Origin of the sequence: Bacillus sp. R86525, assembly GCF_042466195.1 — a bacterium.
Lineage (GTDB): Bacteria > Bacillota > Bacilli > Bacillales > Bacillaceae_G > Bacillus_A > Bacillus_A nitratireducens.
On record NZ_JAXHPX010000007.1, the window covers coordinates 1,452,137 to 1,469,140 of the forward strand.

Sequence of the window (17,004 nt, forward strand, 5' to 3'; positions counted from 1 at the left end):
AATGATGAAAGCATGGAAAAGTATTTTTGTTTTATGTAGTTTTCTTCTTATGTTAAGTGGTTGCTTCCATCAAGAAGAAAAGAAGGCAGAACCTAAAAAGAAAGAATCTATTCCAGAAACAAAAGAGTATGGTGGGCGTGAGCTTAAAAAAGTAGGACAAAAAGTGAAAGAAAAAGGATGGGGGACATTTGAATTAGAACAGATTCATTCTGTGAATCAAACATTTGAAGTAGCCCCAATGAAAATTCATGTACAAGACGTTAAAGTTATCTCATTATCACAAATGAGCAAAGATGCAAAAAATACATTGAAAGTGTATACGGCATTAACTCCTGAAGAAGTAAAGCGTAGATTGGGAGATAAAGTGAGTCAAGAAGATGCTGAATTATATGCATCGTTAAGTGGAACAGAGATTAGCGACACGATTCGGTATGTTGAAATTACATATAAGGTAGAAAATAGTGGAAATAAGGACATGCAATTCTTCTCTATGAATGATGTTATTATTAATGATAAACAACATTTTAATGTAGCGACTCAAAACTTTTTATATGAAGAAGACACACTGGTGGGGACAAAGCGTGTATCAAGGGAAGATTATAAGCCTGGTGAGACACGAGCCGGAATTATCGGTTTAATACTTGATGATGGAAAAGAGAAGGTAAAGGATATTAAGTTTACAACAGATGATTTAGCGGCAGGAGATACTCATGAAGCTGTTCAAGAGCCACAAACTTTCAATATCTCACTTTCCAAGTAAGGTGTGTATTTAAACGAAAACAGTCAGCATAAAAATTTATGCTGACTGTTTTTTTAGCTCTTTCACATATGAATCTACGCTTTGAAAAGGTACTGTAATTTTAAATGCATCTTTTTGTTCGTTAAATTGTTTTTCATTATAAGGACCGAATCGTTTATTATGCTTTACATCGATAATCCAATAATGTTCACTTTTTTTATTTGTAATTGCTGCATCGGGATTATTTGGATCTGATTTTTCCACAATTTGTTTTGTGATAATGTATTTATCGTCCCAAGCAATTTCTGTGATTTTTGCAGGAATGTATTGTGTAGCATATACAGCATCTTGCGAGGGGAAAAGTTCAAATGCATCTCCAGAAGTATGTATGAGTTCATATTCGTCGTTAATGGTATAGGTTAAATGGTTTGTATTGCCTGTACAACCTGTTAATAAGAGTGCGGCAAATAGGATTATCCATCTTTTCAATATGGGAACCTCCTTTATAGTGCTGTTGTAACACATTGTACAAGAAAAGTAAGAGAAACGCTAGTTTACAATGTTTTTTAGAAGTGGTACGATGAAACGGGTAAAGAAGGATATGAAGGAGTCGACATAGAATGAAGTTAAAGATGCATCGTCCAGCGCTTGTAATGAATCGCATAGGTGCTTCCCTTATTGACATGTTTTTAATCTCGGTTATGTACGGTGCGATAGTAGCTGTTATCACCGGAAACTATAGTGCTATTTTCAATCGTTTTAATATAAGTTTTGGTGACTATAGATATGACCTTACGGTAGCTTTCATGCTAATGGCTATATATTTTATTTTGTTACCCTTTATTTGGAACGGTTCTACAGTAGGTAAAAAGGTAACAAGAACAAAAGTAATTTCATTAACAAGTGAAAAACTAACGTTACAAACATTAATAATACGATTTTTTGTATTGTTATTACCAAACATATTATTACTTGGAATCCCATTAATATGTAACGTATATATGATGTTATTCCGCAAAGATAATTGTGGTTTCCATGATTTAATTGCAAAGACGAAAGTGATGAGTCTGGTATAAGGAACATTTAGATTATACGTTATAATAGTGAAATAAGACTTTTTATTGTTTGTATATAAAAAGTCTTATTTTTTTTAGAAATTTGATAAATGTAATTGATATAATGGGATTTATATAGGCTGGATATCTCCTATATAGTACTCACCATGTTATTGAAGGATGTTTAAAGAAGCGGTGGCTAATTCAAACATCCTATTTTTCATTTGAATAGATCGAAAATTAAGTTAATGGTATAATGAATATAGATAATATTGTTATATTACAAAGGGGGATTTGGAATGACCGGAGGTAGCTTAATATTTTGGGGGATTCTTATTTTTATCGGTTTAACCTTTGATCAATATAATAGTAAGAAAAAAGAGACAAAAAAGTAATCGTTTACAATTTGTAAGGTTAACTTTTCCTGCTTGCGGACTAATCTAGTAAAGGAGTATACTGAATGACGGTAAGACTTATAGAAGGGGTAATGAAAATGAAGCTTGCAGGAAAGGTTGCCATTGTAACTGGTGGTGGCATCGGTATTGGACGTAGTACAGCTCTTTTGTTGGCTAAGCAAGGCGCAAAAGTAATTGTGACGGACATTGATCAAGAAAGTGGACAAGCAACAGTGGAAGAAATTACGAATCTAGGCGGAGAGGCACTTTTTGTATCCTATGATATGGAAAAACAAGGAGATTGGCAACGCGTTATCAGTATTACTTTGAATGCATTCAGTCGCATTGATATGCTTTTTCAAAATGCTGGTTTATATAAAATAGATTCTATTTTCTCTCGCCAACAAGAGAACGATTCCAATGTACTTTGTATTAATGACGTTTGGATAGAGATAAAACAATTAACGTCATCTTTTATGAAACAGCAAGAAGAAGTGGTGCTTAGTGACTTACCGATTTTCGGTATTATTAGCATGAAAGGACAATCATTTCATACAGTAGACACCCTAGTATAATAATGAAAACCGCCCTCAATGTATGTGGACGGTTTTTTTGTATGTTATATAGAAGAAAAAAATTTTAGCGAATACGTTGTTCTGTTTGGCTGTCAAAGAAATGCGCTTTATTTAAATCAAATGCCAATTTAATTTGGTCTCCAGGTGAAAATATATGTCTTGCATCAACACGTGCTGCAAAATCTTGGTTTCCAAGTTTCATATATAAAATGGATTCAGCACCTAACAACTCAGCAACTTCAATTTTTGTTGTGAAAGTAGTAGATTGTGAAGCTTCTAAAAATAATAGTTCATCATGAATATCTTCTGGACGAATACCTAAAACAATTTCTTTATTTACATAGCCTTGTTCGCGTAATAATTTCATTTTTCCTTCAGATACTTTAAACTTTAGTGAACTGTCTATAACGAAATCGGTTTCAGTTAATTTTCCGCGGAAGAAATTCATTGCGGGTGAACCGATAAAACCACCAACGAAAATATTTTCAGGTGTTTCATATACTTCTTTTGGACTTCCGATTTGTTGGATTTTTCCATCTTTCATAACAACAAGACGTGAAGCCATTGTCATTGCCTCAGTTTGATCATGTGTTACATAAATTGTCGTTGTGCCAAGGCGGTGGTGTAATTTAGAAATTTCGGATCTCATTGCAACACGTAGTTTTGCATCTAAGTTTGACAATGGTTCATCCATTAAGAAAACTTTTGCGTCTCGAACAATTGCTCTGCCTAATGCAACACGTTGTCGTTGTCCACCTGATAACGCTTTTGGCTTTCTAGTTAAATATTGTTCAAGCCCTAAAATTTTTGCTGCGTCGTTCACGCGACGATCGATTTCATCTTTCGGTATTTTTCGAAGTTTTAATCCGAATGCCATATTATCATACACGCTCATATGCGGATAAAGAGCATAGTTTTGGAAGACCATTGCGATATCTCGATCTTTTGGAGGAACATCGTTCATTAGCTTACCATCAATTGAAAATTCTCCTTTTGAAATATCTTCAAGGCCAGCTACCATTCGTAATGTGGTAGATTTTCCACATCCAGAAGGACCGACGAATACGATAAATTCTTTATCTTGAATGTGTAAGTTAAAATCTGTTACGGCTGTTACGTTATTATCATATATTTTATAAATATTTTCTAATTTAAGTTCTGCCATGATATTTCCCCCTAGAAATTTATGCAAACGTTTTCTTTGAATTCATTATAAACGAATAGATTCAAAAAAGAAATAAAAACACTAGAAAAAAATAAAACGTTTTCATTTCTGCAAGAAAATATAGTAAGTTTCGCTCGTTTTCTTAGAAAAAGAAGAATAAATATTGTAAGCGCTATTTTAAATTAAGATAGAATCTGTTATCATTCATTAATGAAAACGTTTGCGCCTTAAAAAGAAAAAAATATAGTATAGATGAAATGGGGTAGCATAATGGAAAAGCAATGGTGGAAAGAAAGTGTAGTATATCAAATTTATCCTCGTAGTTTTATGGATAGTAACGGTGATGGCATAGGGGATCTTCGTGGCATTCTTTCAAAGCTAGATTACTTAAAAGAATTGGGTATTGATGTAATTTGGTTATCACCAGTCTATGAATCTCCAAATGATGATAATGGTTATGATATAAGTGATTATTGTAAAATTATGAATGAGTTCGGAACAATGGAAGACTGGGATGAACTATTACATGAAATGCATAAACGTAATATGAAACTTATGATGGACTTAGTTGTTAATCATACTTCAGATGAACATAATTGGTTTATTGAATCACGTAAATCGAAAGATAATAAATATAGAGATTATTATATATGGCGTCCTGGAAATGAAGGGAAAGAGCCGAATAACTGGGGAGCAGCGTTTAGTGGCTCTGCATGGCAATATGATGAAATGACAGACGAATATTATCTACATCTGTTTTCTAAAAAACAACCAGATTTAAACTGGGATAATGCAAAGGTAAGACAAGATGTTTATGGCATGATGAAGTTTTGGTTAGAAAAAGGAATTGATGGATTCCGTATGGATGTTATTAATTTTATTTCTAAAGAAGAAGGCTTACCAGCTGTTGAAACGGATGAAGAAGGATATGTTTCAGGGCATAAACATTTTATGAACGGTCCGAACATTCACAAATATTTGCATGAAATGAATGAAGAAGTATTGTCTCATTATGACATTATGACGGTTGGGGAAATGCCAGGTGTAACGACAGAAGAGGCTAAATTATATACAGGTGATGCTAGAAAAGAACTACAAATGGTATTCCAATTTGAACATATGGATTTAGATTCTGGAGAAGGTGGGAAATGGGATGTAAAACCGTGCTCACTTCTTACTTTAAAAGAGAATTTAACAAAGTGGCAAAAAGCATTAGAGCATACAGGATGGAATAGCCTTTATTGGAATAACCATGATCAGCCTCGCGTTGTATCTCGTTTTGGTGATGATGGAATATACCGTACTGAATCTGCGAAAATGTTAGCGACGCTGCTTCATATGATGAAAGGAACACCGTATATTTATCAAGGAGAAGAAATCGGAATGACGAACGTTCGATTCCAATCAATTGATGAATATCGAGATATTGAAACGTTAAATATGTATAAAGAAAAAGTGGAAGACCGTGGCGAAGAGAAAGAAAAAGTAATGGAATCTATTTATATAAAAGGCCGAGATAACGCTAGAACGCCAATGCAGTGGGACGATAAGAATCACGCTGGATTTACAACAGGTGAGCCATGGATTGCGGTAAACCCTAATTACAAAGAGATTAATGTGGAGCATGCAATCCAAGATGAAAACTCAATTTTTTATTACTATAAAAAATTAATTGAGTTACGTAAAAATAATGAGATTATTGTGTATGGATCATATGATTTAATACTAGAAAATAATCCTTCTATTTTTGCTTATGTAAGAACATATGGAGAAGAAAAGCTTCTGGTGATTGCAAACTTCACTGCGGATGAAGGTGTATTCGAATTACCTGAGGACATTATTTATAACGAATCAGAGTTATTAATACACAATTATGACGTAGAAAATGTATCGATAGAAAATATTATATTACGACCGTATGAAGCAATGGTATTTAAATTGAAATAAGAAAAAGCCTTATGCCATCCTGGCATAAGGCTTTTTCTATTACCATTTTAAAATAGAGAATCCGTACGGTGGAAGTGTAACTTGTAATACACTTGCTTCCGCTGAAAATTCTTCGTTTGTATAAATGTTAAGTATTTTTTTTCCGGTAATATGAAGTGGGAGTGAAGCTGTAACGTCACCGTTAGTAGGGTTTAAAACGAAAAAGATAGTTTCATCTTCATATGTTTTTGTATAAGAAATATAATTATGTTCATCATTTGCTTCGATAAATTGAAAAATACCGTGTCCTCCAAATGATTTATATTGTTTCCGTAATGATATTAATGTTTGTATATGTGTAAATAATACGTGGTCTTGTTCTTTTGTATCCCAAATCATACATTTGCGGCAATCCGGGTCCATGCCGCCATCCATACCAATTTCATCTCCGTAATAAATACAAGGAGAGCCGATGAAAGAAAGGTGGAATACATAGAGTAACTTTAACTTATTTTTATCTCCGTTACATATTGTTAAAATTCTTGGAGTATCATGGCTATCTAATAAATGAAATGCTGCTTCATTTACATTCATAGAGTAGGAATGTAGAGATTCTGTAATTTGTTTCATGAATTCACTTGCTTTAATGGAGTCGTTAGCAAAGTAAGAAAGTAGAGCGTTTGTAACAGGATAGCTCATGACAGCATCAAATTGATCTCCTTGTAGCCATGGGAGTGCATCGTGCCAAATTTCTCCTAAAATATATACTTCAGGATTTAATGCTTTTATCTCACTTCGGAATTCTCTCCAAAAGCTGTGATCGACTTCATTTGCGACATCCAGGCGCCAACCGTCAATATTAAATTCTCTTACCCAATAACGTCCTACTTCAAGTAAATATTCTTTTACATCTGGGTGTGCTGTATTTAATTTAGGCATATACGGTGTAAATGCGAAAGTATCGTAATTTGGAAGTGGCTCGGTTATAATTGGGAATTCATGAATGTGGAACCACTCTTTATATGCTGACTTCTCACCATTCTTTAGTACGTCTTGAAATTTATCGAAAAAGTATCCGCTATGATTAAACACGGCATCGAGCATTACTTTTATACCACGTGTATGACATGCTTCAATGAGTTCTTTGAAAGTTTCTTTCGTCCCAAATTGTGGATCGATTTCCATGTAGTCAATTGTGTCATATTTATGATTCGAATGTGCTTTAAAAATAGGAGTGAAATAAATGCCAGAGATTCCAAGCTTCACAAGGTAATCAAGATTTTGAAGAATACCAGCAAAATCTCCTCCGAAAAAATTAGTTGGAGTTGGTTCGGTACTTCCCCAAGGAAGGGTGTTTATCGGATTTAATGAGCTGTCCCCGTTAGCGAATCGTTCCGGGAAGATTTGATACCATACTGTGTCCTTAATCCAAGATGGTGCCATGAAAACGTCTTTTGTATGAATGAATGGAAAGCAGAAAAAGTTACCGACATCGTCATTTGGAATGTTAGAAAAAAATCCTCTTTCTGTATAAATAAGAGTGTCTACGTCGTTTTTTAATTCGAATCCATATCGTAAGCGTTTAAATTTCGGTTCGATTGAAACCGACCAATAATCAAATAAATCAGTAGATCCGGTTTTTTTCATAGGTGTACTCGCAGTAATCCATTTCCCATCTTGCCATTCATACGGATCACCGTAGATGAGGGCGGCGCTGTGAACATCATCTCTTTTTGTGTGTATTCGGATGTGAATTGTTTTTTTGTTGTAAGCGTATGCATAATTATCTTTTGGCCTATGATAGATCGCTTCTTTAAGCATATAGAAAATCCCCCTTTAATATCTCTATACATATTGTTACCTAAAATGAAATAATAAAGATTATGTTGCAAACGATTTCCTTTAACATAACTTTAATATTGCTTATAAGAGTAGTATTCATTTTATGTAAAGTCAATGAATAAAGAGTATGAGGAGATTATTTTGAAAATTAATATTTGCAAAATGAATAAAAGAATGTATAATGATAGACAAATAGCGCAAACGTTTTCATAGATTGAGATATTGTTTGCGCTTCTATTAAACTATTCAATGCAAACGTTTTCAATTTCTAGGGTACATAGACAATTTAGGGAGGTTTTTTGGGATGAAGAAAGCATTATCACTATTAACGATTTCAGCATTGTCAATCGGTATGTTATCTGCATGTGGACCGAAAGATTCAGGGAAAAAGGAAGCAAGTAAAGAGAAGAAAGATTATGATCTTCTCGTTTGGGAAGATGATAAAAAAGGTGTTGGTTTAGAACCAGCAGTGAAAAGCTTTGAGGAAAAATATAAAGTAAAAGTTAAAGTTGTTGAAATGCAAATGACAGATCAAGTGAAGAAGTTACGTCTTGATGGACCTGCGGGGACGGGACCGGATGTTGTAACATTGCCACACGATCAAATTGGAAATGCAGTAACAGAAGGCTTACTTTCTGAAGTAAAAGCAGATGATGCTGTGAAGAGTAAATTTACTGACTTATCAATAGAAGCACAGACATATAACGGAAAATTATATGGTTTACCAAAAGCAATTGAAACACCAGTTTTTATTTACAATAAAAAATTAATGCAAAAAGCACCAGAAACGATGGACGAGCTGTTTAACTTCTCAAAAGACTTTACGAAGGATGGCAAGTACGGATTTTTAGCATTAGGAGATAACTTCTACTTTGCTAACGCGTTTATGGCAGGTATGGGCGGATATGTATTTGGTGAGAAAGACGGAAAGCCAAATGCAGGTGATGTTGGATTAAATAATAGTGGAGCAGTACAAGGTGCTGAATATCTTCAAAAATGGTACAAAGAAAAGTTATTCCCGAAAGGTATTATTGGTGAATCTGGTGGCCCTGCTGCGGACGGATTATTCAATGAAGGGAAAGCAGCGTCTATTATGAACGGACCGTGGGCATTCCAAGCGATGGAAAAGAACGGAATTGATTATGGTGTTGCTCCAATGCCGAAATTACCAAATGGTCAACCAATGAAAACATTTGTTGGCGTAAAAGGATGGCATGTAACAAGCTTCTCTAAACAAAATGATTTAGCTACAAAATTCACCGAGTGGGTAACTAATGAAGAAAATGCAAAAATTCGATTTGAGAAAACAAAAGAAATTCCTCCAGTAAAATCAGTAATGGAAGATCCAATTATTAAAGATAATGAAGCTGCAAAAGCGGTTGCAACTCAATCAGAAAATGGAGTTCCGATGCCGAATATTCCGGAAATGCAAGAAGTATGGAAACCAGCTGGAGATGCGCTTCAATTAGTTGTTACGGATAAAGAGGCACCAAAAGCAGCACTTGATAATGCAGTGAAGCAAATTAAAGGTAATATTGAGGCAAATCATAGTAAGAAAAAATAAGGTGAAATTCGTGCCTCTACTATAAGAGGCACGAATTCTCTCCCAAGAAAAAAGGGGGAAGGAACATGCAAACATCTATGGAACCAGCAAACGGCTTAAAAGGTTCAAAACATAGGAAAATGGCAACCATGTTATCAATCATTCCAGGCATAGGCCAAATGTATAATAAACAATTTGTAAAAGGTCTTATTTTTCTAGTATTAACAGGTTCATTTATTGTAGCATTTGCTGATTTATTAAATATGGGATTATGGGGAATTGTAACACTCGGTACAGAAGTTCCACGTGACCATTCTGTCTTTCTATTAGTGGAAGGGATCTTGGCACTTATCGTCATCGTGTTTGGACTCGGAATATATGGATTTAATTTATATGATGCATATCAAAACGGGAAGAAACGTGATATAGGAACCCCATTAAACTCTGTAAAAGAGCAATACCGTAATTTACTAGATCAAGGTTTTCCATATTTAATGGTTTCACCAGGTTTTCTATTACTTATCTTTGTAGTTGTATTTCCAATCATCTTCGTAATTTTAATTGGATTTACGAATTATGATTTATACCACTCTCCTCCAGCTAAATTAGTAGATTGGGTGGGCTTTAAAAACTTTATTGATATTTTCACATTACCGATGTGGAGAGAGACATTTTTAAGCGTATTTTCTTGGACTGTCATTTGGACATTCGTTGCAACGACATTACAAGTTACGCTTGGTATTTTCTTAGCGATTATCGTAAATCAGCCTGGTATTAAAGGAAAGGCAATTATTCGAACAATCTTCATTTTACCGTGGGCAGTTCCAGCATTCGTATCTATTCTTGTTTTCTCTGGTATGTTTAATGAAACATTTGGAGCAATTAACAATCAAGTATTAGCTTTATTCGGAATTGAAAAGATTGCTTGGATGACAGATCCATTTTGGGCGAAGATTGCTTTAATTATGATTCAAACGTGGCTCGGATTCCCGTTCGTCTTTGCAATGACGACAGGTATACTGCAATCGATTCCAGGAGAATTATATGAAGCGGCTACAGTAGATGGAGCTACAGCTTGGCAACAGTTCCGTAAAATTACATTGCCACTTGTTCTATATGCAACAGCACCAATATTAATTACGCAATATACGTTTAACTTTAATAACTTTAGTATCATCTATCTATTTAACGGCGGAGGTCCTGCTGTAGCTGGACAAGATGCAGGTGGAACAGATATTTTAATTTCATGGATTTATAAGTTAACGATGACTTCGGCGCAGTACGGGAAAGCAGCAGCTCTTACAATGATCTTATCGTTAATCGTTATTACAGTTGCGTTATGGCAATTTAAGAGAACAAAATCATTCCAAGAAGAGGATATGATGTAAATGAATATTAAAAGACAAAAGATGTTACGTCTCTCATTAAGTTATTTCGTTATTTTCGTAATGTGTGCCATCATTTTCTATCCATTATTATGGATTATTGGCTCATCGTTTAATCCGGGTGATAGTTTATCTGGATCAAGTATTATTCCGCAAAATGCAACGTTAGATCATTATCGTAAGTTATTAGATTTAGAGAATAGTAATTATTTACTATGGTATAAAAACACATTAAAAGTAAGTGTTTTAACGATGATTTTCTCAGTGTTAGCAATTAGTTTTACTGCTTATGCATTTTCGAGATACCGTTTTGTTGGAAGGAAAAATGGTTTATTAACATTTTTAATTCTGCAAATGATTCCAAACTTTGCAGCGTTAATCGCACTATACGTATTAGCGCAGTTAACAGGATTAATCGATACACATCTTGCATTAATTTTAATTTATGTAGGTGGAGCAATCCCTATGAATACATGGCTTATGAAAGGGTATTTTGATACGATTCCGAAAGAGCTGGATGAATCAGCTCGTATGGATGGAGCTGGACATTTCCGTATTTTTTGGCAAATCATTATGCCACTTGCAAAGCCAATCGTGGCAGTTGTAGCGTTATTCACTTTCATCGGTCCATTTACAGATTTCATTTTAGCGAGTATTATTTTGCGCACACCGGAAAATTATACTTTAGCAGTTGGACTCTATGAAATGGTAGCGAAGAAATTTGGTAATGAATTTACAACGTTTGCAGCCGGTTCCGTATTAATTGCAATCCCGATTTCGATTTTATTCTTATCACTACAAAAATACTTTATTTCTGGTTTAACAGCTGGAGGTACGAAAGGATGAGAAATGGGACATTATGTCCCATTTTTCTTTTCATCTCTCTATAAAAAAATTTATAGAGAGATGAAAAGAGATTTGACATCGCATATGAAAAGAAGTGAAATAAATAGTATATTATAGTATAGGAAAAAAGAGCTATATCCCTTACAATACATGGAGAGGGAGAATATGATAAGTTTTGCAAGATAGAATAAATAAATGACAGTTTATGACTTCTCCTATGACTTGCAACGGGTGCAAGATAAAGTGAAACTTTAATCAGTGGGGGTTTTGTTCATCCCCCACCTAACTTCTTTGTTTTCGCTGAATTTTGAGGTGGGGGTCTTACTGCCCGGTAAATAGCGGGATAAAATATATGAAAATGGCAGAGAAGTGAAAGGAGGGGATTTTTATGACAGTTACAATTAAAGATGTGGCGAAGAAGGCGAACGTAGCACCATCAACTGTTTCTCGTGTAATTGCTGATAATCCAAGTATAAGTGAAAAGACAAAGCGCCGTGTTCGAAAAGTAATGAGTGAATTAGGGTATCATCCAAATTTAAATGCAAGAAACCTTGCGAACCAAACGACGAAGACACTTGGTCTTGTTATGCCGAGTTCTGCAAGTAAAGCTTTTCAAAATCCGTTTTTCCCAGAAGTTATAAGAGGAATTAGTTCATTTGCACATGTGGAAGGGTATGCGCTTTATATGTCGACTGGTGAAACGGAAGATGAAATTTTTAATGGTGTTGTAAAAATGGTACAAGGGCGTCAAATCGGTGGTATTATTCTTTTATATTCAAGAGAGAACGATCGGATTATTCAATACTTGCATGACCAAAACTTCCCGTTTGTTTTAATTGGAAAACCATATGATCGAAAAGATGAAATTACATATGTAGATAATGACAATTATACAGCTGCAAGAGAAGTGGCAGAATATTTAATTTCACTAGGCCATAAACAGATCGCGTTCATTGGTGGTGGATCAGATTTACTTGTAACGAGAGATCGATTAGCCGGTATGAGCGATGCTTTAAAACTAGCAGACATTGTATTACCGAAAGAGTATATTTTACATTTTGATTTTTCAAGAGAAAGTGGTCAACAAGCCGTTGAGGAGTTAATGGGACTGAAGCAACCACCGACGGCAATTATGGCAACGGATGATTTAATTGGACTTGGTGTACTAAGCGCACTTTCTAAAAAAGGATTCGTTGTACCGAAGGATGTTTCTATTGTAAGCTTTAATAATGCTTTATTATCAGAAATTGCGAGTCCTCCGCTTTCGACAGTTGATGTGAATATATATCAGCTAGGATATGAAGCAGCAAAAGCTTTAGTTGATAAAGTAGAGAATGCTGAGTCAACTGCAAAGTGTATCATTATTCCACATAAATTACTGAAGCGTCAAACTTGTGATCAGTATGCATAAAAAAAGCTAAGAGTTTAACTCTTAGCTTTTTGCTTTAGAAAGGCTTCTAAACGGTCACAGCCTTCTTTTAAAGTTTCGATGCTATAAGCATAGGAAAGGCGAAGGTAGCCTTCACCGTATTCCGAAAATGCTGTTCCAGGAACAACGGCTAGCCCGGCTTCTTTTACAAGATCAAGTGCAAAATCAAATGATGAAGATGTTAAATGTCCAACATATGGGAATAAATAAAATGCACCTGTTGGCTTCTCAACCGTTAAACCCATTTGAATGAGTCTATTATATACGTAATCACGGCGTTTTTTGTATTGATAGCGCATCATCTTCGGGGCATCTTTAGCAGCTGTTAAAGCTTCGATTGCAGCATACTGAGCGATTGAAGTAGCACATGTAACATTGTATTGATGAACTTTTAATATGTGTTTTGCTAAATATTCTGGAGCAAATAAAAGTCCGATACGCCAGCCGGTCATAGAATGTGATTTTGATAAGCCGTTAATGACGATCGTCTTATCACGCATTTCTGGGAAACGAGCGATAGATGTGTGTTTTTCTTCATATACAAGTTCACTATAAATTTCATCAGAAAGAACGAAAATATTTTTATCTTTTAAGACAGATACAATATCTTCTAATTCTTCTTTTGATAAGGTAACACCAGTTGGATTAGAAGGATACGGTAAAACGACGCATCTTGTTCGTTCTGTAATTGCATGTTGCAATGCTTCAGCTGTTAAACGAAATCCAGTTTCACGAACATCTATAAAAATAGGAGTTGCACCACATAGTCGAATAATCGGCTCGTAACCAGGGTAAATAGGAGCAGGTAAAATTACTTCCGTTCCTGGTTCTAAAATAGTTCGGAATGCAACATCGATCGCTTCACTAGCACCGATTGTAACAATGGTTTCGTTTTCAGGTGAATAATGTAAATTGTAGTTGTCCTTTACAAAGTTACAAGCTGCCTTGCGTAATTCTAGTAAACCAGCGTTATGTGTATAGCTTGTATAATTTTCTGTAATGGCCCGTTTAGCTGCTTCTTTTACTAGAGAAGGTGTGGGGAAATCGGGTTGCCCAATTGTTAAAGAGATAAGATTATCATAGTTTTGAATCATATTAGAAAACTGGCGAATTCCAGAAATCTGGATGTCCTTCACTCTAGGATTAATGAATTGTTCCATTGTATCTCCCTTTCTTCCGTTTGAAAATTAAGTCCATTTTATCATATTTTCTATGATTACGCTTTGCATATGTTATTTAGAAAGAGAGAAAAGAAAAAAGCCGCTGAAAGCGACTTTTTAATAACCGTATTCCCAATCTATTTCATCTTCGTTCCAAAGTACGGAAGATACTTTGCCGAGATGGACAACGGATTCATTTACAGCACATGTACAGTTATCTTCCCCTGCTTTATGTTGCAGTTCTTCGTATACTGATTTTTCAACGTTTTCTAGCACAACCAAATTTTCTTCTTTTAAAACAAGCGTAGTACCCGCCATTTTTATCTTCCTCCTACTAAAGTAATGATCACTTATTTGTAAACATAGATAGTATGGATTATATGCTGTATTTTGCGATAGTTGTCCGTCTAGTGAAGTGTTTTTTAATTTCTTTGTAATCCGTATTCATTGTATACTGCATGAAGGAAATTTGGTACAGGGTTTACAATCATTTCGGAAATCTGTAACATTTATTATTAGTTGTTAACAAATAATTAACAAATATGTTAAGAAAAATCAAAATTTTAAAACAAATCAACTTATAAAATGATATAATCATATCAAAATACATATAGGGGATGAGAGGCTATGGAGCTGATTCGTGATTTAATGATCCAAATTGCCATCATTATTTTACCACTATTTTTATATGAAGCGATTCGTTTAAATCGTTATCAAGAAATGCTTCCGAAGCCTAATCGCTACTTTATTATGTTTTTATCTAGCGTTACACTCGTTCTCTCCATGACATACTCTATTTGTTTTGGTACCGTTTGCGGATACAATTTTCATCCAATCCCAATTGTTAGTGGTTTTTTATATGGTGGGGTTGTCGGGCTCATCCCTGCCATTATTTTTGTTGCATATGAATGGATTGTTAAGGGACTCAGTTGGTTGCCTATCGTAGAAGTTATATTTCTTTCAATAATTCCATTGTTTTTGTCAAAGAAATGGTCTCTTTTTTCAAGAGATAAGAAGCTAATATTAGCTTTTATGATTGCATCATTTTATGTTCTTGTTTCATTAGTATTTGGGATGTTGAATGTCCTTTTAGAAACAGGTTTTACACCGTACATATCTAATCTATATAGTGGGTATATATTTGCATCACTTATCATGGTTATGACAATGGTGTTTCAAGTGTATTTGACTGAGTATTTAAACGAAAATGCATTATTGCGTACAGAAATGCAAAAATCAGAAAAACTTAATATTGTAAGTGAGTTAGCTGCAAGTGTTGCACATGAAGTTCGAAATCCGCTCACTGTGGTACGTGGGTTTATTCAATTGCTAGAGAGTACGGAAGACGTAAAAAACAAAGATTATATGCGTCTCGTATTAGCTGAACTGGATCGTGCTGAACAGATTATTTCAGATTATTTAAATTTAGCAAGGCCTCAAATTGAAAAAAAAGAACATATTTGTTTATCAGCACAATTAATTGAAATGACAACGCTTATGTCATCATTTGCAGCGATGCAGGGCGTTTATTTACAAGTTGAGATTTCTGAGAGCCTTTATACTATCGGTGATAAAACGAAATTGAAGCAAGCTATTATGAATGTTGTTAAAAATGGTATTGAAGCAATTCAAGGAAACAAAGGGTATTTAAAAGTAACGGCTATTCAAAAAGATGAAATGATAATAATAAGAGTTAAAGATAGTGGCGTTGGAATGACAAAAGAACAGTTAACAAGGCTTGGACAACCGTATTATTCTTTAAAAGAAAAAGGAACAGGATTAGGTCTTATGGTAACATTTAGTATTTTACAAGCGCATAATGGTACATTGGAATATAAAAGTGAAAGTGGAAAAGGAACTGAAGCTATTATTATATTGCCAGCTGTACGATATAAGGAATAAAAGTTACCGGCAGAAGGTAACTTTTTATTTTATTGTGCATTAGAAAATATACAGAAGTTTATTCATTTGTTTTTTCCTGTTTTGTTCGAATGAATAAACTTCTAAATGATTGAAAGAAGCTTTGCTCTTTTGAGGCGGCGACTAATCTTTTTGTTTCTTGAATTTCGCGAATAACTTGCATAAGTTGTGCATCACGGCTGCTGTCTTTATTGTAAATTTGATGGACAAGTTTATTCATTTTTTCTTCTTGTTTAGATTCTCGCTTATACATATGATTCATTAATAAGTCCATCTTTTCTTTCTGGAGTGAATCTGTTTGAGCGGCGTGATCAACTAGATCTTGTAACATTTTTTCTTGAGATCCTTCCTTTACATAAACTTGTTGCATAAGTTCATCTAATTTCTCGTCTTTTAAACGATTTTGTGTAATGAGAGTAGAGTTTTGATGAATAATTGCTTCATTTAATTGAGCAAGCATTTCAAGTTTTAACATGAACTCCTCAAAGTTACGCCCATCTTCTTTTTCTTTTGGTTGTATTTCTTGCTTATCTTGAATAACAGGTACAGGTGGGGCCTCTTTCTCTTTTAAAATAATAGGTATTGTTTCTGAAATATCTTCTTGTAATGTAGCAGCTCTTTCATGTATAGATTTCAATAGTTTTAAATCATCCAATTTATAAATACGAGCATCAGCTGTTTTTGAAATGATATAACCGTGTTCCTCTAAGAGTTGGCTATATTTTCGGACTATATGTTTTGGGATACCTGTTTTATTTGTAACATCTTTCGTTTTATAAATAGCTTCCATAATATTTCCTCCCCAAAAAGTATCGTATATATCATTTCAATCTTTTATGAGGACTTCCTTTGAAAAAGAATGTCGGAAGGTTATTAGTTTTCTACAGCATTAGTGAAAAGATGAGGAAAAATGAATGTTTTTGGCGGAATGGAGAGGAAGAACTAAAATAATGTCTGAAAACATACATAGAAGAAGTTTGTTATAATAGCTGAGGAAAAGAAATTGGTAGGAACACGGAGGTAC

Annotated in this window: 16 protein-coding genes; 10 read left to right on the forward strand and 6 right to left on the reverse strand. The window is 34.4% G+C overall.

Translation table 11 applies throughout. The features are described from left to right. Window position 1: 1 nt before the first annotated feature. A complete protein-coding gene (locus SJY24_RS10175) occupies window positions 2–760 on the forward strand; it encodes a hypothetical protein (protein ID WP_377864561.1) in 759 nt (252 codons plus the stop codon). A gap of 36 nt (window positions 761–796) precedes the next feature. Here the strand turns inward: SJY24_RS10175 and SJY24_RS10180 are convergent, their stop codons facing one another. Further along, window positions 797–1,228: a DUF3997 domain-containing protein gene (locus SJY24_RS10180; protein WP_377864562.1), complete on the reverse strand. Its 432-nt coding sequence runs from the start codon at window positions 1,226–1,228 to the stop codon at window positions 797–799. A 131-nt stretch (window positions 1,229–1,359) separates the two neighbouring features. Between SJY24_RS10180 and SJY24_RS10185 the strand changes: the two genes are divergently transcribed. The 3 genes from SJY24_RS10185 to SJY24_RS10195 all read left to right on the forward strand — a co-directional run bounded on the left by SJY24_RS10185 (window position 1,360) and on the right by SJY24_RS10195 (window position 2,764). Next, complete coding sequence (locus tag SJY24_RS10185; protein WP_000769075.1) at window positions 1,360–1,815, forward strand: RDD family protein; 456 nt, start codon at window positions 1,360–1,362, stop codon at window positions 1,813–1,815. 278 nt (window positions 1,816–2,093) lie between these two features. Continuing rightward, the gene (locus SJY24_RS10190; RefSeq protein ID WP_000145641.1) at window positions 2,094–2,189 is read left to right on the forward strand and encodes a hypothetical protein; all 96 of its coding nucleotides are present in this window, start codon (window positions 2,094–2,096) and stop codon (window positions 2,187–2,189) included. Between the two features lie 65 nt (window positions 2,190–2,254). After that, window positions 2,255–2,764: an SDR family NAD(P)-dependent oxidoreductase gene (locus SJY24_RS10195; RefSeq protein WP_377864563.1), complete on the forward strand. Its 510-nt coding sequence runs from the start codon at window positions 2,255–2,257 to the stop codon at window positions 2,762–2,764. 64 nt (window positions 2,765–2,828) lie between these two features. On the opposite strand, the gene SJY24_RS10200 is transcribed toward SJY24_RS10195, so the two are convergent. After that, window positions 2,829–3,929 carry an ABC transporter ATP-binding protein gene (locus tag SJY24_RS10200; protein WP_377864564.1) on the reverse strand — a complete coding sequence of 367 codons (1,101 nt, stop codon included), beginning with the start codon at window positions 3,927–3,929 and terminating at the stop codon, window positions 2,829–2,831. 270 nt (window positions 3,930–4,199) lie between these two features. On the opposite strand from SJY24_RS10200, the gene SJY24_RS10205 reads away from it, so the two are divergent. Then, complete coding sequence (locus tag SJY24_RS10205; RefSeq protein ID WP_377864565.1) at window positions 4,200–5,876, forward strand: glycoside hydrolase family 13 protein; 1,677 nt, start codon at window positions 4,200–4,202, stop codon at window positions 5,874–5,876. 39 nt (window positions 5,877–5,915) lie between these two features. Here SJY24_RS10205 and SJY24_RS10210 read toward each other — a convergent pair whose 3' ends face one another. After that, window positions 5,916–7,676 (reverse strand): alpha-glycosidase, encoded by a 1,761-nt coding sequence (locus SJY24_RS10210; RefSeq protein ID WP_377864566.1) that lies wholly within the window; start codon window positions 7,674–7,676, stop codon window positions 5,916–5,918. A 325-nt stretch (window positions 7,677–8,001) separates the two neighbouring features. Here SJY24_RS10210 and SJY24_RS10215 point away from each other — a divergent pair, with 325 nt between their 5' ends. From SJY24_RS10215 to malR, 4 genes are all read left to right on the forward strand, one after another. Further along, window positions 8,002–9,261, forward strand: coding sequence for an extracellular solute-binding protein (locus tag SJY24_RS10215; protein WP_377864567.1), 1,260 nt, complete (start codon window positions 8,002–8,004; stop codon window positions 9,259–9,261). A 65-nt stretch (window positions 9,262–9,326) separates the two neighbouring features. Next, complete coding sequence (malC, locus tag SJY24_RS10220; RefSeq protein ID WP_377864568.1) at window positions 9,327–10,628, forward strand: maltosaccharide ABC transporter permease MalC; 1,302 nt, start codon at window positions 9,327–9,329, stop codon at window positions 10,626–10,628. After that, entirely contained in the window at window positions 10,629–11,471 is an 843-nt protein-coding gene (malD, locus tag SJY24_RS10225) for a maltosaccharide ABC transporter permease MalD (RefSeq protein WP_001022595.1), read from the forward strand. Window positions 11,472–11,859: 388 nt separating this feature from the next. Beyond that, entirely contained in the window at window positions 11,860–12,882 is a 1,023-nt protein-coding gene (gene malR, locus SJY24_RS10230) for a maltose operon transcriptional repressor MalR (RefSeq protein ID WP_377864569.1), read from the forward strand. A gap of 14 nt (window positions 12,883–12,896) precedes the next feature. Here the strand turns inward: malR and SJY24_RS10235 are convergent, their stop codons facing one another. Together SJY24_RS10235 and SJY24_RS10240 are read right to left on the reverse strand one after the other, a co-directional pair. Beyond that, a complete protein-coding gene (locus SJY24_RS10235; protein WP_377864570.1) occupies window positions 12,897–14,060 on the reverse strand; it encodes an aminotransferase A in 1,164 nt (387 codons plus the stop codon). Between the two features lie 117 nt (window positions 14,061–14,177). Next, on the reverse strand, window positions 14,178–14,378 hold the full coding sequence (locus tag SJY24_RS10240) for a hypothetical protein (protein ID WP_000929279.1): 201 nt from the start codon (window positions 14,376–14,378) through the stop codon (window positions 14,178–14,180). A gap of 309 nt (window positions 14,379–14,687) precedes the next feature. On the opposite strand from SJY24_RS10240, the gene SJY24_RS10245 reads away from it, so the two are divergent. Then, window positions 14,688–15,962: an ATP-binding protein gene (locus SJY24_RS10245; RefSeq protein WP_377864571.1), complete on the forward strand. Its 1,275-nt coding sequence runs from the start codon at window positions 14,688–14,690 to the stop codon at window positions 15,960–15,962. 58 nt (window positions 15,963–16,020) lie between these two features. Here SJY24_RS10245 and SJY24_RS10250 read toward each other — a convergent pair whose 3' ends face one another. After that, entirely contained in the window at window positions 16,021–16,770 is a 750-nt protein-coding gene (locus SJY24_RS10250; protein WP_377864572.1) for a DUF3967 domain-containing protein, read from the reverse strand. Window positions 16,771–17,004 lie beyond the last annotated feature (234 nt).

Excerpts from the sequence above, each read along its gene's own strand:
- SJY24_RS10195 (WP_377864563.1), top strand. The coding sequence starts at position 2,255 with ATGACGGTAAGACTTATAGAAGGGGTAATGAAAATGAAGCTTGCAGGA.
- SJY24_RS10215 (WP_377864567.1), top strand. The coding sequence starts at position 8,002 with ATGAAGAAAGCATTATCACTATTAACGATTTCAGCATTGTCAATCGGT.
- SJY24_RS10240 (WP_000929279.1), bottom strand. The coding sequence starts at position 14,378 with ATGGCGGGTACTACGCTTGTTTTAAAAGAAGAAAATTTGGTTGTGCTA.
- SJY24_RS10200 (WP_377864564.1), bottom strand. The coding sequence starts at position 3,929 with ATGGCAGAACTTAAATTAGAAAATATTTATAAAATATATGATAATAAC.
- SJY24_RS10245 (WP_377864571.1), top strand. The coding sequence starts at position 14,688 with ATGGAGCTGATTCGTGATTTAATGATCCAAATTGCCATCATTATTTTA.
- SJY24_RS10190 (WP_000145641.1), top strand. The coding sequence starts at position 2,094 with ATGACCGGAGGTAGCTTAATATTTTGGGGGATTCTTATTTTTATCGGT.
- SJY24_RS10205 (WP_377864565.1), top strand. The coding sequence starts at position 4,200 with ATGGAAAAGCAATGGTGGAAAGAAAGTGTAGTATATCAAATTTATCCT.
- SJY24_RS10235 (WP_377864570.1), bottom strand. The coding sequence starts at position 14,060 with ATGGAACAATTCATTAATCCTAGAGTGAAGGACATCCAGATTTCTGGA.
- SJY24_RS10250 (WP_377864572.1), bottom strand. The coding sequence starts at position 16,770 with ATGGAAGCTATTTATAAAACGAAAGATGTTACAAATAAAACAGGTATC.
- SJY24_RS10185 (WP_000769075.1), top strand. The coding sequence starts at position 1,360 with ATGAAGTTAAAGATGCATCGTCCAGCGCTTGTAATGAATCGCATAGGT.
- malR (WP_377864569.1), top strand. The coding sequence starts at position 11,860 with ATGACAGTTACAATTAAAGATGTGGCGAAGAAGGCGAACGTAGCACCA.
- SJY24_RS10210 (WP_377864566.1), bottom strand. The coding sequence starts at position 7,676 with ATGCTTAAAGAAGCGATCTATCATAGGCCAAAAGATAATTATGCATAC.
- malD (WP_001022595.1), top strand. The coding sequence starts at position 10,629 with ATGAATATTAAAAGACAAAAGATGTTACGTCTCTCATTAAGTTATTTC.
- malC (WP_377864568.1), top strand. The coding sequence starts at position 9,327 with ATGCAAACATCTATGGAACCAGCAAACGGCTTAAAAGGTTCAAAACAT.
- SJY24_RS10175 (WP_377864561.1), top strand. The coding sequence starts at position 2 with ATGATGAAAGCATGGAAAAGTATTTTTGTTTTATGTAGTTTTCTTCTT.